Annotated in this window: 14 protein-coding genes; 7 read left to right on the top strand and 7 right to left on the bottom strand. The window is 63.3% G+C overall.

All coding sequences use genetic code 11. From position 1 onward, the window contains the following. Positions 1-211 precede the first annotated feature (211 nt). On the top strand, positions 212-640 hold the full coding sequence (locus J3D60_RS19470) for a TM2 domain-containing protein (protein WP_065938121.1): 429 nt from the start codon (positions 212-214) through the stop codon (positions 638-640). 126 nt (positions 641-766) lie between these two features. Here J3D60_RS19470 and J3D60_RS19465 read toward each other — a convergent pair whose 3' ends face one another. From J3D60_RS19465 to gshB, 7 genes are all read right to left on the bottom strand, one after another. Continuing rightward, a complete protein-coding gene (locus tag J3D60_RS19465; RefSeq protein WP_253492471.1) occupies positions 767-2,038 on the bottom strand; it encodes a dihydroorotase in 1,272 nt (423 codons plus the stop codon). Next, complete coding sequence (locus tag J3D60_RS19460) at positions 2,035-3,039, bottom strand: aspartate carbamoyltransferase catalytic subunit (protein ID WP_027606086.1); 1,005 nt, start codon at positions 3,037-3,039, stop codon at positions 2,035-2,037. Before J3D60_RS19460 ends, J3D60_RS19465 begins: the two co-directional genes overlap by 4 nt. Before the next feature lie 24 nt (positions 3,040-3,063). Further along, positions 3,064-3,570 carry a bifunctional pyr operon transcriptional regulator/uracil phosphoribosyltransferase PyrR gene (gene pyrR, locus J3D60_RS19455; RefSeq protein WP_065923847.1) on the bottom strand — a complete coding sequence of 169 codons (507 nt, stop codon included), beginning with the start codon at positions 3,568-3,570 and terminating at the stop codon, positions 3,064-3,066. A 153-nt stretch (positions 3,571-3,723) separates the two neighbouring features. After that, positions 3,724-4,161 (bottom strand): Holliday junction resolvase RuvX, encoded by a 438-nt coding sequence (gene ruvX / locus J3D60_RS19450; RefSeq protein ID WP_005792259.1) that lies wholly within the window; start codon positions 4,159-4,161, stop codon positions 3,724-3,726. Beyond that, complete coding sequence (locus tag J3D60_RS19445; protein ID WP_027606084.1) at positions 4,161-4,730, bottom strand: YqgE/AlgH family protein; 570 nt, start codon at positions 4,728-4,730, stop codon at positions 4,161-4,163. The genes ruvX and J3D60_RS19445 overlap by 1 nt, the downstream gene beginning before the upstream one ends. 88 nt (positions 4,731-4,818) lie before the next feature. Next, the gene (locus J3D60_RS19440) at positions 4,819-5,724 is read right to left on the bottom strand and encodes an energy transducer TonB (RefSeq protein WP_253492470.1); all 906 of its coding nucleotides are present in this window, start codon (positions 5,722-5,724) and stop codon (positions 4,819-4,821) included. A 77-nt stretch (positions 5,725-5,801) separates the two neighbouring features. Next, positions 5,802-6,755 carry a glutathione synthase gene (gene gshB / locus J3D60_RS19435; RefSeq protein WP_065923845.1) on the bottom strand — a complete coding sequence of 318 codons (954 nt, stop codon included), beginning with the start codon at positions 6,753-6,755 and terminating at the stop codon, positions 5,802-5,804. Between the two features lie 240 nt (positions 6,756-6,995). Between gshB and pilG the strand changes: the two genes are divergently transcribed. The 6 genes from pilG (at position 6,996) to J3D60_RS19405 (ending at position 16,768) form a co-directional block, all read left to right on the top strand. After that, positions 6,996-7,403: a twitching motility response regulator PilG gene (gene pilG / locus J3D60_RS19430; protein ID WP_027606081.1), complete on the top strand. Its 408-nt coding sequence runs from the start codon at positions 6,996-6,998 to the stop codon at positions 7,401-7,403. 46 nt (positions 7,404-7,449) lie between these two features. Continuing rightward, positions 7,450-7,815 carry a twitching motility response regulator PilH gene (pilH, locus tag J3D60_RS19425; RefSeq protein WP_014720320.1) on the top strand — a complete coding sequence of 122 codons (366 nt, stop codon included), beginning with the start codon at positions 7,450-7,452 and terminating at the stop codon, positions 7,813-7,815. A 12-nt stretch (positions 7,816-7,827) separates the two neighbouring features. Then, positions 7,828-8,352, top strand: a complete 525-nt coding sequence (locus J3D60_RS19420) for a chemotaxis protein CheW (protein WP_065938125.1) — start codon at positions 7,828-7,830, stop codon at positions 8,350-8,352. Continuing rightward, positions 8,349-10,400 carry a methyl-accepting chemotaxis protein gene (locus tag J3D60_RS19415; RefSeq protein WP_027606079.1) on the top strand — a complete coding sequence of 684 codons (2,052 nt, stop codon included), beginning with the start codon at positions 8,349-8,351 and terminating at the stop codon, positions 10,398-10,400. The genes J3D60_RS19420 and J3D60_RS19415 overlap by 4 nt, the downstream gene beginning before the upstream one ends. A gap of 97 nt (positions 10,401-10,497) precedes the next feature. Continuing rightward, the gene (locus tag J3D60_RS19410) at positions 10,498-16,320 is read left to right on the top strand and encodes an Hpt domain-containing protein (RefSeq protein WP_253492469.1); all 5,823 of its coding nucleotides are present in this window, start codon (positions 10,498-10,500) and stop codon (positions 16,318-16,320) included. Beyond that, complete coding sequence (locus J3D60_RS19405; protein WP_253492468.1) at positions 16,313-16,768, top strand: chemotaxis protein CheW; 456 nt, start codon at positions 16,313-16,315, stop codon at positions 16,766-16,768. Before J3D60_RS19410 ends, J3D60_RS19405 begins: the two co-directional genes overlap by 8 nt. Positions 16,769-16,864 lie beyond the last annotated feature (96 nt).

The following is a 16,864-nucleotide window of genomic DNA, read 5'->3' as shown; positions in this document are numbered from 1 at the left end:
AGCTTTTTGTGTCGTTCTCAGGCCGTTTGTCGACTGAACCTTGGGGTCAAACTCAGGAAAAACGCGACGATTCGCCGCGATTGTCCTACACAAGTCAGGTGGCATAAGGCTTTCAGGGGAGGGAAGATACCATTTGCCGTACGTCGGGCGCCTGTAAAAAAGTCACAAAGAAAGTGAAAAAATTTATCTATCGAAGCAAAAGAGGTACTCCATGAACACCTATCAACAGGTTGGTCCGCAGCAAGACACTCACAGCAAGGTGATCGGTTACCTGCTCTGGATTTTCGGGTTTACCGGTGCCCATCGTTTCTATTACGGCAAACCGGTCACTGGAACGATCTGGTTTTTCACCCTCGGCTTGCTGGGGATCGGCTGGCTGATCGACCTGTTCCTGATTCCGGCCATGGACCGTGAAGCGGACCTGCGTTTTACCGCTGGGCCTATCGAATACAACGTGGCGTGGATTCTGTTGGCGTTTCTGGGGGTGTTCGGCGTGCACCGCATGTACCAGGGCAAATGGATCACTGGCCTGATCTACCTGCTGACCGGCGGCTTGTTCCTGGTGGGGGTGCTGTATGACTTCTGGACCTTGAATACGCAGATTTCGATCCGCAATGCCGAGCGCAATGGCGGCCGGTAGATCATAAATAACCTGTAGGGGCGAGCTTGCTCGCGAAGAACGAATAGACAATGCGGGCTACCTGATAGCGCTGCGTTATCGTTAACGTTCTTCGCGAGCAAGCTCGCTCCTACAGTTTTTAATGGCTCAAGCCTGATAGCTGATGCGCCCATCCACCAAGGTGTAGCGCACGCTCGCCGGCAGGCTATGGCCGATGAACGGGCAGTTCTCACCCTTGGACAGCCAGTGCTCGCCCGCAACTGTGGAGCCGGCCGGGTCAAACAGCACCAGATCCGCCGCCGACCCCACCGCCAGCTTGCCCGCCGGCAGGCGCAAGGCCTCGGCCGGGCCTGCGCTCAGGCGCGCCAGCAGTGTCGGCAGGTCCAGCAAACCGTCTTCCACCAGCGTCATCGCCAGCGGCAGCAACAGCTCCACGCTGCTGATGCCCGGCTCTGTCGCGCCGAACGGCGCCAGCTTGGCATCGCGCTCATGGGGCTGGTGGTGGCTGGAAATCGCCGAGACCACACCGGATTTGACTGCCGCACGCAAACCGTCACGATCGGCCAATGTGCGCAGCGGCGGTTGCACGTGGTAAAGGCTGGAGAAGTCGATCAGCGCCTCATCCGTCAGCAGCAGCTGATACAACGCCACGTCTGCCGTCACCGGCAGGCCGCGGGCCTGGGCCTGGGCGATCAGGGCTACGCCCCGGGCGCTGGTCAGCTGGCTGAAGTGCGCACGCACGCCGCTTTGTTCCACCAGCAGCAGGTCACGGGCCAGGGCTACGGTTTCAGCGGTTTCCGGAATGCCCGGCAAGCCGAGGAAGCTGGCGACCGCACCTTCATGGGCCAAGCCGCCTTCGGCCAGGTCGCGGTCCTGGGAGTGGAAGATCACCGTCAAGTCGAAGGTGGCCGCATATTCCAAGGCGCGACACAGGGTGCGAGTGCTGCGGAAACTCTCCAGGCCGTTGCCGAACGCCACGCAACCGGCGTCGCGCAGGGCGATCAGTTCGGCAAGTTGTTCGCCCTCCAGGCCTTTGCTCAGGGCGCCGATGGGGAACACTTTGCAATTGCCGGCTTCACGGGCGCGGTCGAGGATCAGCTCGGCCACGGCCGACGTGTCGAGCACCGGCTTGGTGTGCGGTGGGCAGCACAGGCTGGTGACGCCACCGGCTGCGGCCGCGCGGGTTTCGCTGTTGATATTGCCTTTGCGGCTGTAGCCCGGCTCGCGCAGGGCGACGTTCAGGTCCACCAGGCCAGGTGCGGCCACCAGGCCTTTGGCATCGATGGTCTCGCTGGGGCTGAAAGCACCGGGCGCGGCGCCGATGGCGATGATCCGGCCGGCCTCCAGGTGCAGATCGGTAACCTGATCCAGGCCGCTGGCCGGATCGATGACTCGGGCGCCGAGAATGCTGAGCTTCACTGGGCCTTCTCCTGCTCGAATTGACGTTGCGCGGTTTGCCCGCTCATGGCCATGGACAACACCGCCATGCGCACGGCGATGCCATACGTGACCTGGTTGAGAATCACCGACTGGCTGCCGTCGGCCACCGCCGACTCAATCTCCACGCCTCGGTTGATCGGCCCCGGGTGCATTACGATGGCGTCGGGCTTGGCGCCGGCCAGGCGTGCGGTGGTCAGGCCGAACAGGCGGTAGAACTCGCCTTCGCTCGGCAGCAGGCCACCCGACATGCGTTCGCGTTGCAGGCGCAGCATGATCACCACGTCCACATCCTTGAGGCCTTCGGTCATGTCGGTGTAGACCTTCACGCCGTATTGCTCGATGCCGATGGGCAAGAGGGTTTTCGGTGCGATTACGCGGATGTCCGGGCAACCCAGGGTTTTCAGGGCCAGCATGTTCGAGCGTGCCACCCGCGAGTGCAGGATGTCGCCGACGATGGCCACCGAGAGGTTTTCAAAGCTGCCCTTGTGCCGACGAATGGTGAGCATGTCGAGCATGCCCTGGGTCGGGTGGGCGTGACGGCCGTCGCCGCCGTTGATGATCGCCACCTGCGGGCACACGTGCTCGGCAATGAAGTGGGCGGCACCGGAGTCGCCGTGGCGCACCACGAACATATCGGCGGCCATCGCTTCCAGGTTACGCAGGGTGTCGAGCAGGGTCTCGCCCTTGCTCGCCGACGAGGTGGACACGTTCAGCGTGATCACGTCGGCCGACAGCCGTTGGGCCGCCAGTTCAAAGGTGGTCCGTGTACGGGTGGAGTTCTCGAAGAACACGTTGCAGATGGTCTTGCCGCGCAGCAACGGGACTTTCTTCACCGCCCGGCCGCCAACCTCGAGGAACGAGTCGGCGGTGTCGAGGATTTCGGTGAGCAGTTCGCGGGGCAAACCGTCGAGGGACAAGAAGTGTTGCAACTGGCCCTGAGCATTGAGCTGCAGCGGGCGCTTGGCATCTAGAGGCGTCATCGCGGGGACTCTTTACAAGGCGGTTTAAAGGGCAAGGTCTTGCAGTTCGAGTTCGAGCGGCGTGGGACCGGACAATTTTACTCGCTGGCTGGCCTCAAGGGACAGCGTGGCGCCAACCACGTCCGGGCTGATGGGCAGTTCGCCTGCGTCCAGGTCCAGCAGGCAGACCAGGGTGATGCTGGCCGGGCGCCCGTAATCGAACAATTCATTCATGGCGGCGCGGATGGTACGGCCGCTCATCAGCACGTCGTCGATCAGCACCAGGTGCTGGCCTTCAATCTCGAACGGCAGGGCGGACGGGCGCACTTGTGGGTGCAGGCCGTTCTGGCTGAAGTCGTCGCGGTAGAAGGACACGTCCAGGGTACCCAAGGGTGAGTCGCTGCCGAGTTCGTCCAGCAACGCTTGGGCGACCCACACACCACCGGTGCGAATGCCGATAAAGCGCGGTTCGCTGATGCCACGGTGTTCCAGGTGCGTCTTGAGGCTAACCGCCATCTGGCGGATCAGTTCGGCGGGGTTTGGCAGACTCATGGTGGCTCCTTCAAGGCAGGCGATAGTGTGTAGGAGCGAGCTTGCTCGCGAAGAACTCACAGGCACCGTGTTCATCCAGGTTTCATGCGTTATCGTTTACGTTTTTCGCGAGCAAGCTCGCTCCTACAAAAAGCGACAGGCAAGCCGCGTCAGTCAGGATTCAAATAAAGCAGTGTTTTCGTCCAGCCAGCCCTGCAACAGCAAGGCGGCGGCGATGGCGTCCACCGGGTTGTCGCGGTAGCTGCCTTTCTGGCCGCCACGGTCGCGGCGTTCGCCCTTGGCTTCAAAGGTGGTCAGGCGTTCATCGTGGGTATAGAAGGGCAGGTTGTAGCGGCCGTTAAGACGGCGGGCGAACTTTTCGGCGCGCAGGCACATGTCGCTGGGGGTGCCGTCCATGTTCAGGGGCAGGCCGACCACTACGGCATCGGGCTTCCACTCTTTGATCAGGGCTTCGACCTGGTTCCAGTCCGGTATGCCGTTCTGGGCCTTGAGGGTGCACAGCTCGCGGGCCTGGCCGGTGATGACCTGGCCGACCGCTACGCCGATCTGCTTGGTGCCGTAGTCAAAGCCGAGGATCAAACGCAAGGCCATCAGGCGTGCCCCGCCTGGCTGGTCAGCAGGCTGAGGTTGACCCGCAGCTTGGCCGCGGCGGCTTCCAGGCGCAGTTCGCTTGCGGTGTTGAACAGGATGTCGGCATCGAACGGGCAGGTCAGCCAGGCATTGCTGGCCAGTTCGGCTTCCAGCTGCCCGGCTTCCCAGCCGGCGTAACCCAGGGTGATCACACTTTGCTCAGGGCCCACGCCGTCGGCGATGGCGAACAACACGTCCTGGGAGGTGGACAGCGAGACTCCGTCCAGGTCCACCGTGGCCTGGAACTTCGGCCCGGTGGGGTGCAGCACAAAGCCACGATCGGTCTGCACCGGCCCGCCGATGTAGATCGGCACGCCCTGGCAACGGGCCGGCGGGTCGACCTCCGGGCGCAGTTGTTCAAGGATATCGGCCAGGTTCAGCGCCTGCGGGCGGTTCACCACCAACCCCATGGCACCATTGGCCGTGTGCTCGACGATGTAGGTCAAGGTCTGCGCAAAGTTCGGGTCGGCCATATGGGGCATGGCGATCAGGAATTGGTGCTTGAGGTAGGTCGGGCTGACATTTTTCATGTCCGCTAGTGTGGCGTTGGAGGGGCGAACTGACAAGCTGGACGTGACCCGAATACAGTGCTGTCGGCTTTTCTGTAGGACGGCGCGTTCAGTTGCTGGAAAGGCGATCACCCTTGGCAAACTTCCAGGTGCGGATGATTTCCAGGCGGTCCACATCGTTCAAGTCCCCGGTAAACGGGGCAAAGGGCGCGGCCAGGCGCACGATGCGTTGGGCCGCCTGGTCCAGCAGCGGCTGACCGGACGACTCCAGCACCTGCACTTCATATAAGGTGCCGTCGCGGTTGATCGACACCAAAAGACGCAAATTGCCGTAGATCTGCTGGCGCCGTGCCTCTTCCGGGTAGTTGAGGTTACCGATGCGCTCGACCTTCTTACGCCACTCGTCCTTATACCAGGCGCCCTTGTCGCGCATGGTCGAGGCGGCGTTCAGGCGGTAAATGCGTGGGCGCTTGGCGTACAGCTGTTGTTCCTGGGCCAGTTCGGCTTCCAGGCTGGAGATTTCGTCGGACAGTGTCGAACTGTCGAACGTCGGTGCCGGCTTCACGGGCTCGGGTTGCGGCTCGGTCTTGGTTTTCTCGCGCTGGATGGGGGCTTTTTGTGGCTTGGGTGCGACGGTGGTCACCGTGGGCTTGGGCGTGGCCTGTTTGACTTCAGGCTTGGGCGCCGGCGGCGGTGTGACCTTATTGACCTTGTTGTCCTGGAAGGGCGCCACTTCGGTGGTCTTGGGGATCGCTTTCTTGTCCAGGGTGCCACTGCCCTGCTGGTTGTCCTGGGCGAGAAAGTCGGCCTTCTCGGGCTTCTTTTCGCTCTTGAACGTGGCGAGCGTGATTTCCAGGGTCTTGGTGATCTGCTTGGGCTCGACCATGGTGAAACCCACGCCGAGGATCAAGGCCAGGTGAATCAATGCCGCGAGAAACAGGGTAAATCCGAGCCGATCAGCCGGGCGCACGCCGCTGTGGGAGAGTTCGGAGGGCAGATCGGACGGGAGTGTCATGACAGGAAAACCAACATCGCGCGTTTCACAGGTCGGGCATGATAGCGCAATGTTGGTGTGTGTCCGGCTGTTCTATATCACTTGGCCTGCAGCTTGCGTTCGATGGCGGCCATCAACATTTCGCCGATGTTCGTGCCAAATGCGTTGTCGATCTCGCGAATGCAGGTCGGGCTGGTGACGTTGATTTCGGTGAGGTTTTCACCAATCACGTCAAGGCCAACAAACAGCAAACCCTTTTCCCGCAGGGTCGGGCCAACTTGGCTGGCGATCCAGCGGTCCTTGTCGGACAACGGCCGCGCTTCGCCACGACCACCGGCTGCCAGGTTGCCACGGGTCTCGCCCGCCGCCGGAATACGCGCCAGGCAGTAATCCACCGGCTCGCCGTCGATCATCAGGATGCGTTTGTCGCCGTCCTTGATCGCCGGCAGGTAGGCCTGGCCCATGATCTGCTGGGTGCCCAGGGCGGTCAGGGTTTCGAGGATCACCGACAGGTTCGGGTCGCCGGCGCGGTGACGGAAGATCGAGGTGCCACCCATGCCGTCCAGCGGCTTGAGGATCACATCACCGTGTTTGGCGGCAAATTCACGCAGCACGTCGGCACGACGGCTGACCACGGTGGGCGGTGTGCACTGCGGGAACAACGTGGCGAACAGCTTTTCATTGCAGTCGCGCAGGCTTTGCGGCTTGTTGACGATCAGCACGCCGGCACGCTCGGCCTGCTCCAACAGGTAGGTGGAGTAGACGAACTCCATGTCGAACGGCGGGTCCTTGCGCATCAGGATCACGTCGAGGTCGCTCAGGGGGCTGTCGATTTCGTCCTGCAGTTCGAACCACTTCTCGGGGTTGGCAAACACCTGCAGCGGGCGCATGCGTGCACGGGCCTCGCCGTCGCCCTGGTAAAGGTCGCGCTGTTCCATATAGAACAGGCTCCAGCCGCGGGCCTGGGCGGCCAGGAGCATGGCCAGCGAGCTGTCCTTTTTATAGGAAATGCTGGCGATAGGGTCCATGACAATGCCGACGCGAACGCTCATGGGGGATTTCCTCTAGCAAAATTGGGGCGCATAAAAGTGGCGTCAGAGTGGCGCTGCGGCTGTTGTGGGTCAAGGAAAAACCACCGGGCGGGTGCCTCGATAGATTGCTCCCCGAGACTGTGCTAAAAAGACTGCCACGGCGCAGCAGCCCTTGAATTCCAAGGCCTGCGGCGCTCATCCTGTGCAACATCAGGCAGTACACACCGAAAACCGATTCGCTGTGGCGATGGTAGAGCAGATATGGAACAGCATTCCAACGCCTTGAGAGTGATGGTGATCGACGACTCGAAGACGATCCGCCGCACCGCCGAGACGCTGTTGAAGAACGTGGGCTGCGATGTCATCACGGCCATCGACGGTTTCGATGCCCTGGCCCGGATTGTGGATCATCACCCACACATTATCTTTGTCGACATCATGATGCCGCGCCTGGATGGCTATCAGACCTGCGCCCTGGTGAAGAACAACCCGGTGTTCAAGTCGATCCCGGTAATCATGCTGTCCTCCAAGGACGGCCTGTTCGACAAGGCCAAGGGGCGCATCGTGGGTGTCGATCAGTTTTTGACCAAGCCTTTCAGCAAGGAAGAACTGCTGAGTGCGATCAAGGCCTATGTGCCCGGGTTCGCCGCAGTGGAACAAGCACACTGACGCCGCCTCACAAGGGCCGGTGCCGACCAATGTAGTGGGGAAAACCATGGCACGTGTTCTGATCGTCGACGATTCGCCGACCGAAATGTACAAACTGACCGGCATGCTGGAAAAGCACGGCCATCAGGTCCTCAAGGCCGAGAACGGCGCCGACGGCGTGGCCCTGGCTCGCCAGGAAAAGCCTGACGCCGTGCTGATGGACATCGTGATGCCGGGCCTCAATGGCTTCCAGGCCACCCGACAGCTGTCCAAGGAGCCGGAAACCAACGGCATCCCGATCATCATCATCACCACCAAGGATCAGGAGACCGACAAGATCTGGGGCGCACGCCAGGGTGCCAAGGATTACCTGACCAAGCCTGTGGACGAGGAAACCCTGATCGCCACCCTGAACAAGGTGCTGGCCGGCTGACGGCACGCCATCATGACCGAGTCGCAAACCGCCTTCGAGTTGCTGCTGGACATCGACCGCCGCTGCCGCCTGCTGGCCGCCGACCTGCCATCCCAGGAAACCCGCCTGCAACGCTGGAGCGGGATTGGCTTTCGCCTGGGGCAGCATTGGTATGTCGCGCCCATGGGCGAAGTCGCCGAAGTCCTGCATGAGCCGCGCTGCACTTTAATGCCTGGGGTCAAGGCCTGGGTCAAGGGTGTTGCTAACCTGCGCGGGCGTTTGCTGCCGGTGATGGACCTCGGCGGCTTCCTTGGCCTTGAGCTGTCCAAGGCGCGCAAGCAACGGCGGGTGCTGGTGGTGGAATACAACGATCTGTTTGTCGGGCTGCTGGTAGACGAGGTGGTGGGGATGCAGCATTTTGCGCAAGACGCCTTGCTGGCGAGCCCCAGCCCCGGCGCGCCATTTATCCAGGGCCAGTTCGACGGCGAGCCGCTGTGGCAGGTCTTCAGCCCCTTCGCCCTGGCCCAGGCCCCTGGCTTCATGGATGTCGCCGCATGACCACCGCTACTACGCCCAAACCCCAGGCCGGCTCACGTAGCCGTTCACAGATCATCGTGCTGTTTATCGCGCTGATCGTGTTCATCATGCTGCTGTTCGCCAACTTCGCTTACCTCAACACCCAGTCCACCTACGACAAACAGTACATCGGCCACGCCGGTGAACTGCGCGTGCTGTCCCAACGCATTGCCAAGAATGCTACCGAGGCCGCCGCCGGCAAGGCCGCCGCATTCAAGCTGTTGGGCGATGCGCGCAACGACTTTGCCCGACGCTGGGGCTACCTGAAAAAAGGCGACCCGGAAACCGGCCTGCCCGCTGCGCCCAGTGCGGTCCGTGCCGAAATGCGCGCGGTGCAGACTGACTGGGAGGCGCTGCTGAAAAACACCGACGCGATCCTCGCCAGCGAACAGACCGTGCTGTCCCTGCACCAAGTGGCCGCGACCCTCGCCGAAACCGTACCGCAATTGCAGATGGAGTCGGAAAAGGTCGTCGACATCCTGCTGCAACGCGGCGCGCCGGCCAGCCAGGTGGCCTTGGCCCAGCGCCAGTCGCTGCTGGCCGAGCGTATCCTGGGCGCGGTCAACACGGTGCTGGCCGGTGACGAAACCGCCGTCCAGGCCGCCGACACCTTTGGCCGCGATGCCAATCGCTTCGGGCAGGTGCTCAATGGCATGCTCAACGGCAACCCCGGGCTGCGCATCACCCAGGTCGAAGACCGCGATGCCCGCGCGCGGCTGGCGGAAATCGCCGAGCTGTTCGAGTTTGTCTCCGGCTCCGTGGATGAAATTCTCGAAACCTCACCGCAGTTGTTCCAGGTCCGCGCCTCGGCGAGCAATATTTTCAACCTGTCGCAAACCCTGCTCGATGAAGCCTCGCACCTGGCCACCGGTTTTGAAAACCTCGCCAGCGGACGCAGCTTCGACACCATCGGCGGCTATGTGCTGGGCCTGTTGGCGCTGGCCTCGATCATCCTGATCGGCCTGGTGATGGTGCGCGAAACCAACCGCCAACTGCACGAGACCGCCGAGAAGAACGAGCGCAACCAGAACGCGATCATGCGCCTGCTCGATGAAATCGAAGACCTGGCCGACGGCGACCTCACCGTGACCGCCTCGGTGACTGAAGACTTCACCGGCACCATCGCCGACTCCATCAACTATTCCGTGGACCAGCTGCGCGACCTGGTGGCCACCATCAACCTCACCGCCGGGCAAGTGGCGGGCGCCGTGCAAGAGACCCAGGCCACCGCCATGCACCTGGCCCAGGCCTCCGAGCATCAGGCCCAGCAGATCGCCGAAGCGTCCACCGCGATCAACCAGATGGCCCAGTCCATCGACCAGGTGTCGGCCAACGCGGCCGAATCCTCGGCGGTGGCGGAACGTTCGGTGGAAATCGCCAACAAAGGCAACGAGGTGGTGCACAACACCATCCACGGCATGGACAACATTCGCGAACAGATCCAGGACACCGCCAAGCGCATAAAGCGCCTGGGCGAGTCGTCCCAGGAGATTGGCGACATCGTCAGCCTGATCGACGACATTGCCGACCAGACCAACATCCTCGCCCTCAACGCCGCGATCCAGGCGAGCATGGCCGGGGATGCCGGGCGCGGCTTTGCGGTGGTGGCCGATGAAGTGCAACGGCTGGCCGAGCGTTCGTCGGCGGCCACCCGGCAGATTGAAACCCTGGTGCGCGCGATCCAGGCCGACACCAACGAAGCCGTCATCTCCATGGAACAGACCACCACCGAAGTGGTGCGCGGTGCACGGCTGGCCCAGGACGCCGGGGTGGCGCTGGAAGAGATCGAAGGCGTATCGAAAACCCTGGCCGCGCTGATCCAGAGCATCTCCAACGCGGCGCAGCAACAGACCTCATCGGCGGGGCAGATCTCCCTGACCATGAACGTGATCCAACAGATCACCACGCAGACGTCATCGGGCTCCACCGCTACCGCCGAAAGCATCGGCAACTTGGCGAAGATGGCCAGCCAGTTGCGCAGGTCGGTGTCGGGTTTCACCCTGCCTGCGGCCAAACAGGTTGATGATTGAAATGCGATCCAAATGTGGGAGGGGCTTGCCCCCTCCCACACTAGATCTCTATTGGCTTTGAGATCCAGGCAACCCACGAATTCTAAGCGGAGCAGTTATGGTTGATCGGCACGACTACGTGGCCCTCGAATGGGTCAAGGGCGACATTGCCGAAACCCTGAAACAGGCCCGTTCGGCGCTGGATGCATTTGTCGAGACCCACGACGATGGCGTGATCAGCCAGTGCCTGGACGCTATCCACCAGGTGCATGGCGCGCTGCAAATGGTCGAGTTCTACGGCGCGGCGCTGCTGGCCGAGGAGATCGAGGAGCTGGCCCTGGCGCTCCAGGCCGGGCATGTCGGCCAGCGCGAGGAAAGTATCCGCCTGCTGCAACAGGCCCTGGGCCAACTGCCGTTGTACCTTGACCGGGTGCACAGCGCCCGCCGTGATTTACCGCTGGTGGTGCTGCCGCTGCTCAACGACCTGCGCAGCGCCCACGGCGAAAGCCTGCTGTCGGAAACCAGCTTGTTCAGCCCGCCGCTGCTGTCGATTGCGCCGCTTGCCGAGGACACCCTGGCCCAACGCGCGCCGGCCGACTTTCAGGCGCAACTGCGCCAGTGGCATCAACTGTTGCAGCAAGCCCTCGCCGGGCTGCTGCGTGAAGACCACGGGCCGAGCAACCTGGAAGACATGGCGCGGGTGTTCGCGCGCCTCGAGGCGCTGTGCCAGGGCGCGCCGCTGTTACCGCTGTGGCAAGTTACGTCGGCGCTGGTCGAGGGCATGCTCACCGGCGTGGTCGCCAACAGCCCGGCACTGCGCAGCCTGCTCAAGGCCAGTGACAAACAACTCAAGCGCCTGCTGGCGCAGGGCATCGGCGGGATCAACCAACCCGCACCGGATGAACTGCTCAAGAGCCTGTTGTTTTACGTCGCCAAAGTCACTCGACCGACCCCGCGCATGCAGAGTCTGAAAGAGCGCTACAGCCTGGATGAGGCCTTGCCCGACAGCGCAGTGGTGGACGCCGAACGCGCGCGCCTTGCCGGGCCGGATCGCAACGCCATGGGCTCGGTGCTCGGTGCGTTGTGTGAAGAGTTGGTGCGGGTCAAAGAGCGCCTCGACCTGTTCGTGCGCAGCGACCGCCAGCACACGAGCGACCTCGACGCGCTGCTGGCGCCCCTGCGACAGATTGCCGATACCCTCGCGGTGCTGGGGTTTGGCCAGCCGCGCAAAGTCATCATCGACCAGCTGGCGGTGGTATTGAGCCTGGCCCAGGGGCATCGCGAGCCCAACGATGCGGTGTTGATGGACGTCGCCGGCGCGCTGCTCTATGTGGAAGCCACGCTGGCGGGAATGGTCGGCACCGTCGAGCCGGAAGGCCACGAAGAAAGCCGCCTGCCCACCACCGACCTGACCCAGATCCACCAGTTGGTCATCCGCGAATCCTGCCAGTGCCTGCAGCAAGCCAAGGAGCTGGTGATCGACTGTATCGAAGCCGATTGGGACCGCCAGCGCCTGGAATCCCTGCCGGAACTGCTGAGCCAGGTGCGCGGCGCGCTGGCGATGATTCCCTTGCCCCGCGCGGCCAGCCTGATGCGCGGTTGCACCGATTACGTCGACGAACAGTTGATGGTCAACGACAGCCCGCCGTCGGAGCTGCAACTGGGGCATTTCGCCGATGTGATCAGCAGCCTGGAGTATTACCTCGAACGCATGCTCCAGGACCCGGACGCCGCCGGTGAGCGGGTGTTGGAACTGGCCACCCAAAGCCTGGCTGCGCTGGGCTACCTGCCCGCCGAAAAACCCTGGCGCCAGGCGCTGGCAGCACCCGATGGCGCGCTGTCGAGCGAGGTTGCGCCCAGCCAGTCCCAGTTCGACGCACTGGCCAACCCCACTTCGGGCCTCAATCCACCGGCCTTGCAACGCCCCGGTAGCCTGCTGCCGCCGCCGGCCGATGAAGCGCCCATCGACGATGAACTGCGCGACGTCTTCCTCGAAGAAACCGAGGAAGTCCTTGAGGTGCTGCACCGCCACCTGCCCAACAGCGCGGACAAAACCGCCCAGGGCGAAATGCGCCGCGCCTTCCACACCCTGAAAGGCAGCGGCCGCATGGTGCGCGCCCTGGTGCTGGCAGAATTGGCCTGGGCCGTGGAAAACCTGCTGAACCGTGTGCTCGAGCGCAGTGTGGCCCTCGGCCCCGAGATCCAACAGGTGCTGGATGACGCCGTGGCCCTGCTGCCAGCATTGATCGCCGACTTCGCGACGGGCGAGCAACACCAGCGCGATGAGGTCGACGCCCTGGCCGCCCGCGCCCACGCCTGGGCCAACGGCGCCGCAGGGGCGGCCGCAGAACCCCACGATCCGATGTTGCTGGAGATCTTCCGCAACGAAGCTCAGAGCCATCTGGACAGCCTCAACCACTTCCTGCAACAGGCCGCCGAGCATGTGCCGCTGCAAGTCAGCGATGAACTGCAACGCGCCCTGCACACCCTCAAGGGCAGCGCCTACATGGCTGGCGTGTTGCCCATCGCCGAGCTGGTGCGCCCACTGGATCACCTGACCCGCGAATACAAGGCCCATCGCCTGCCGCTGGACCTGGACGAAGTCGAGTTGCTGCTGGAAGCCGAAGGCCTGTTCCAGCGCGGGTTGCGTCAACTGGACCGCGATCCCCTGGTGCCGATCAAGGGCGCGGATGACTTGATCCGCCGTACCCAGGCCCTGCTCGACCATCAACTGGCCGCGCTGCTCGACGCCCCCAACACGGGGTTGCGGATCAAGCGCGACCCGCAACTGATCGCCAACTTCCTGGCCCAGGGCATGGACATTCTGCTCGACGCCGAAAGCCTGCTGCGCCGCTGGCAGCAACACCCCGGCGAACGCCAGGAACTCACCGCGCTGCTGGATGAATTGACCACGCTGGGGGAGGGCGCCCATGTCGCCGACCTGCACGCCATCGATGAACTCTGCGAAGCCTTGCTCGACCTCTACGGCGCCGTGGAAGAAAGCAGCCTGGCGGTCAGCGAGCGGTTTTTCCATGAGGCCGAACAGGCCCATGAAGCGCTGATCAACATGCTCGATCAATTGGCCGCCGGCCAGGAAATCATCCCGGCACCGGCACGTGTACACGCCCTGCGCGAACTGTTGGACGATGCACTGGACCCTTCTGCCACCGGCCTGATCAAAAGCGACGGCAGCCGCGCCCTGAGCATCTCCGAACTGGGCGCCGCCACCGCGCAACTGCGGGATGAAACGTGGATCGACGATGAACTCGTGGAGATCTTCCTCGAAGAAGCCGTGGATATCCTCGACAGTGCGGGGCAGTCCCTGAAACGCTGGCTGCTGGAGCCGGACAGTGCCGCGCCGTTGTCGTCCCTGCAGCGCGACCTGCACACCCTCAAGGGCGGCGCGCGCATGGCCGACATCGGACCGGTGGCCGACCTTGCCCATGAATTGGAGTGCGTGTACGAAGGCCTGGTGGATCGGCGCTACAGCTACTCCAGCGAGCTGTCGCAGGTGCTGATGGCCAGCCATGAGCGGTTGGCCCTGCAACTGGAGGAACTGCAGCACCATCAACCCTTGAGCGACAGCGCCGAACTGGTCGCCAGGTTGCGCGCGCTACGCCAGGGCGGCATGCCGGCTGCACAGGCCGCTCCACCTGCGGAAACGCCGGGCACCGACCCCGAGTTGCTGGACATCTTCCTCGAAGAAGCCGTCGACATTCTCGACAGCTCCGGCAGCGCCTTGCTGCGCTGGCAGGCCGAGCCGAACAATCGCCAGGAAGTCGAAACCCTGCTGCGCGACCTGCACACCCTCAAGGGCGGCGCGCGCATGGTCGAGATCGGGCCGATCGGTGACCTGGCCCATGAGCTGGAATTTCTCTACGAAGGGCTGTCCGCCGGTTTGCTCGCGCCGTCCGCCGAACTGTTCGCGTTGCTGCAGGGCTGCCACGACCGCCTGGCGCAGATGATCGACGCCGTGGCGGATGGGCTGCCGGTGGGTTCGGTGGACAAGCTCATCGAACGTATCAAGAGCCTGGTGCACCCCAGCGATGAGCCCGTGACGCCCGTGGCGCTGCCCGCAGGCAAGGCCGAAGCGGTGGTTGATCCCGGCGCCGACATGGTGAAGATTTCCGCTGAACTGCTGGACGACCTGGTCAACCTGGCCGGCGAGACCTCGATCTTCCGTGGTCGTATCGAGCAGCAAGTCAACGACGCGCGCATTGCCCTGCATGAGGTGGAAACCACTATCGAACGCATGCGCGACCAACTGCGCCGCCTCGACACTGAAACCCAGGGGCGCATCCTCAGTCGTCAACAGGCCGAGGCCGAGCGCCTGGGCTATGAAGAATTCGACCCGCTGGAAATGGACCGTCATTCGCAGTTGCAGCAACTGTCCCGGGCGCTGTCGGAATCGGCCTCCGACCTGCTCGACCTCAAGGACACCCTCGACCGCCGCAACGAGGACGCCCATGGCCTGTTGCAGCAACAGGCGCGCATCAACACCGAGTTGCAGGAAGGCCTGATGCGCACGCGCATGGTGCCCTTCGAACGCATGCTGCCGCGCCTCAAACGCATCGTGCGCCAGGTGGCGGGCGAGTTGGGCAAGGACGTGGAATTCATCGTCGGCAATGCCGAGGGTGAGATGGACCGCAATGTGCTGGAGCGCATGGCGGCACCGCTGGAACACATGCTGCGCAACGCCGTCGACCATGGCCTGGAGTCCCGCGATGCGCGGTTGCTGGCCGGAAAACCGGAGAAGGGCCGCATCACCCTGGACCTGACCCACGAAGGCGGCGATATCGTTTTCGACATGCGCGACGACGGTGCCGGCGTGCCTCTGGACGCGGTGCGGCGCAAGGCGATCAAGCGCGGTTTGCTCGCCCCTCATCAAGAGATGAGCGACCGTGATGTGTTGCAGTTCATCCTGCAGCCGGGGTTCTCCACGGCGGAAAAGATCACGCAGATTTCCGGGCGTGGCGTGGGCATGGACGTGGTGCACGAAGAAGTGCGCCAGCTCGGCGGCTCGATGTTCATTGACTCGACACCGGGGGAGGGCGTGCACTTTCGCATCCGCCTGCCGTTTACCGTGTCGGTCAACCGAGCGTTGATGGTGCACTGCGCGGACGATCAATACGCGATCCCGCTCAACACCATCGAAGGGCTGGTGCGGGTGCTGCCCCATGAGCTGGCGGGGCACTACCAGCAGGATCCGCCGTGTTATGAATATGCCGGCCAACGCTACGAGCTGTTTTACCTGGGTGACCTGCTGCACACCGTCGGTCGCCCGAAATTACTGGGCCAGTATCAACCCGTGCCGGTATTGCTGGTGCAGTGCAACGAGCGCCGTGTGGCGGTGCATGTGGACGCCATGGCCGGCACCCGGGAGATTGTGGTCAAGGGCCTGGGCCCGCAGTTTTCCGGGGTGCAGGGGTTATCCGGCGCGACCATCCTGGGGGATGGGCGCGTGGTGTTGATCATCGACCTGCTCGCGCACATCCGCGCCCGGCAACCGGCCTTGCCGGCCCAGCCGGTGGATGCTCCGTTGATCCTCAACGACCCGCTGAAAAAGCGCCCGCTGCTGGTGCTGGTGGTGGACGACTCGGTCACCGTGCGCAAAGTCACGAGCCGCCTGTTGGAGCGCAACGGCATGAACGTACTCACCGCCAAGGACGGCATCGACGCCCTTGCCGTGCTCGAGGAACATACCCCCGACCTGATGCTGCTCGACATCGAAATGCCGCGCATGGACGGCTTCGAAGTGGCCATCCAGGTGCGCAACGACCCCCGGCTGATGCGCCTGCCGATCATCATGATCACCTCCCGCACCGGCCAGAAACACCGCGACCGCGCCATGGCCATCGGTGTCAACGACTACCTGGGCAAGCCGTACCAGGAATCGGTGCTGCTCGAAAGCATCGCCTACTGGAGCAAATCCCGTGCTTGACCACCGCACCAGCCAACTCACCGGCCTGCTCCTGCCCCTGGCCGACCGCCACCTGATACTGCCCAACGTCGCCATCGCCGAGTTGATCGACTTCCAACGCGGCGAACCGGCCAGCGATGCACCGCCGTGGTATTTGCGGCAAGTGACGTGGCGGGATCGGCAAATCCCGTTGATCAGCTTTGAAGCGGCATGCGGCGAGGCCAGCGTGACCGGCGAACGCTCGCGGATCGTGGTGTTGAATGCACTGGGCGGGCGCCCGACGTTGAAGTTCATTGCGCTGGTGATCCAGGGGATTCCACGGTCGTACAAGCTCGATAGCGAATTGAGCTACGTGGACGTGCCACTGTGCCCGCTGGAACTGGCGGCGGTGCAGGTGGGGGAACAGGTGGCGAAGGTGCCGGATTTGATGGGGCTTGAAGCCTTATTGGTCGAGTCCGGACTGGCCTGAATCTAAGTCATGTGAGGATCCCCTGTGGGAGGGGCATCTGAATGTGATATTGCGTAGCAGCTGTCGAGCCCCGGCGAGGCTGCGTTTGCGGCCCGT

Source organism: Pseudomonas sp. S3E17 (assembly GCF_024168685.1).
Classification (GTDB): Bacteria; Pseudomonadota; Gammaproteobacteria; order Pseudomonadales; family Pseudomonadaceae; genus Aquipseudomonas; species Aquipseudomonas marginalis.
This window is presented reverse-complemented; position numbering and strand designations above follow the sequence as displayed.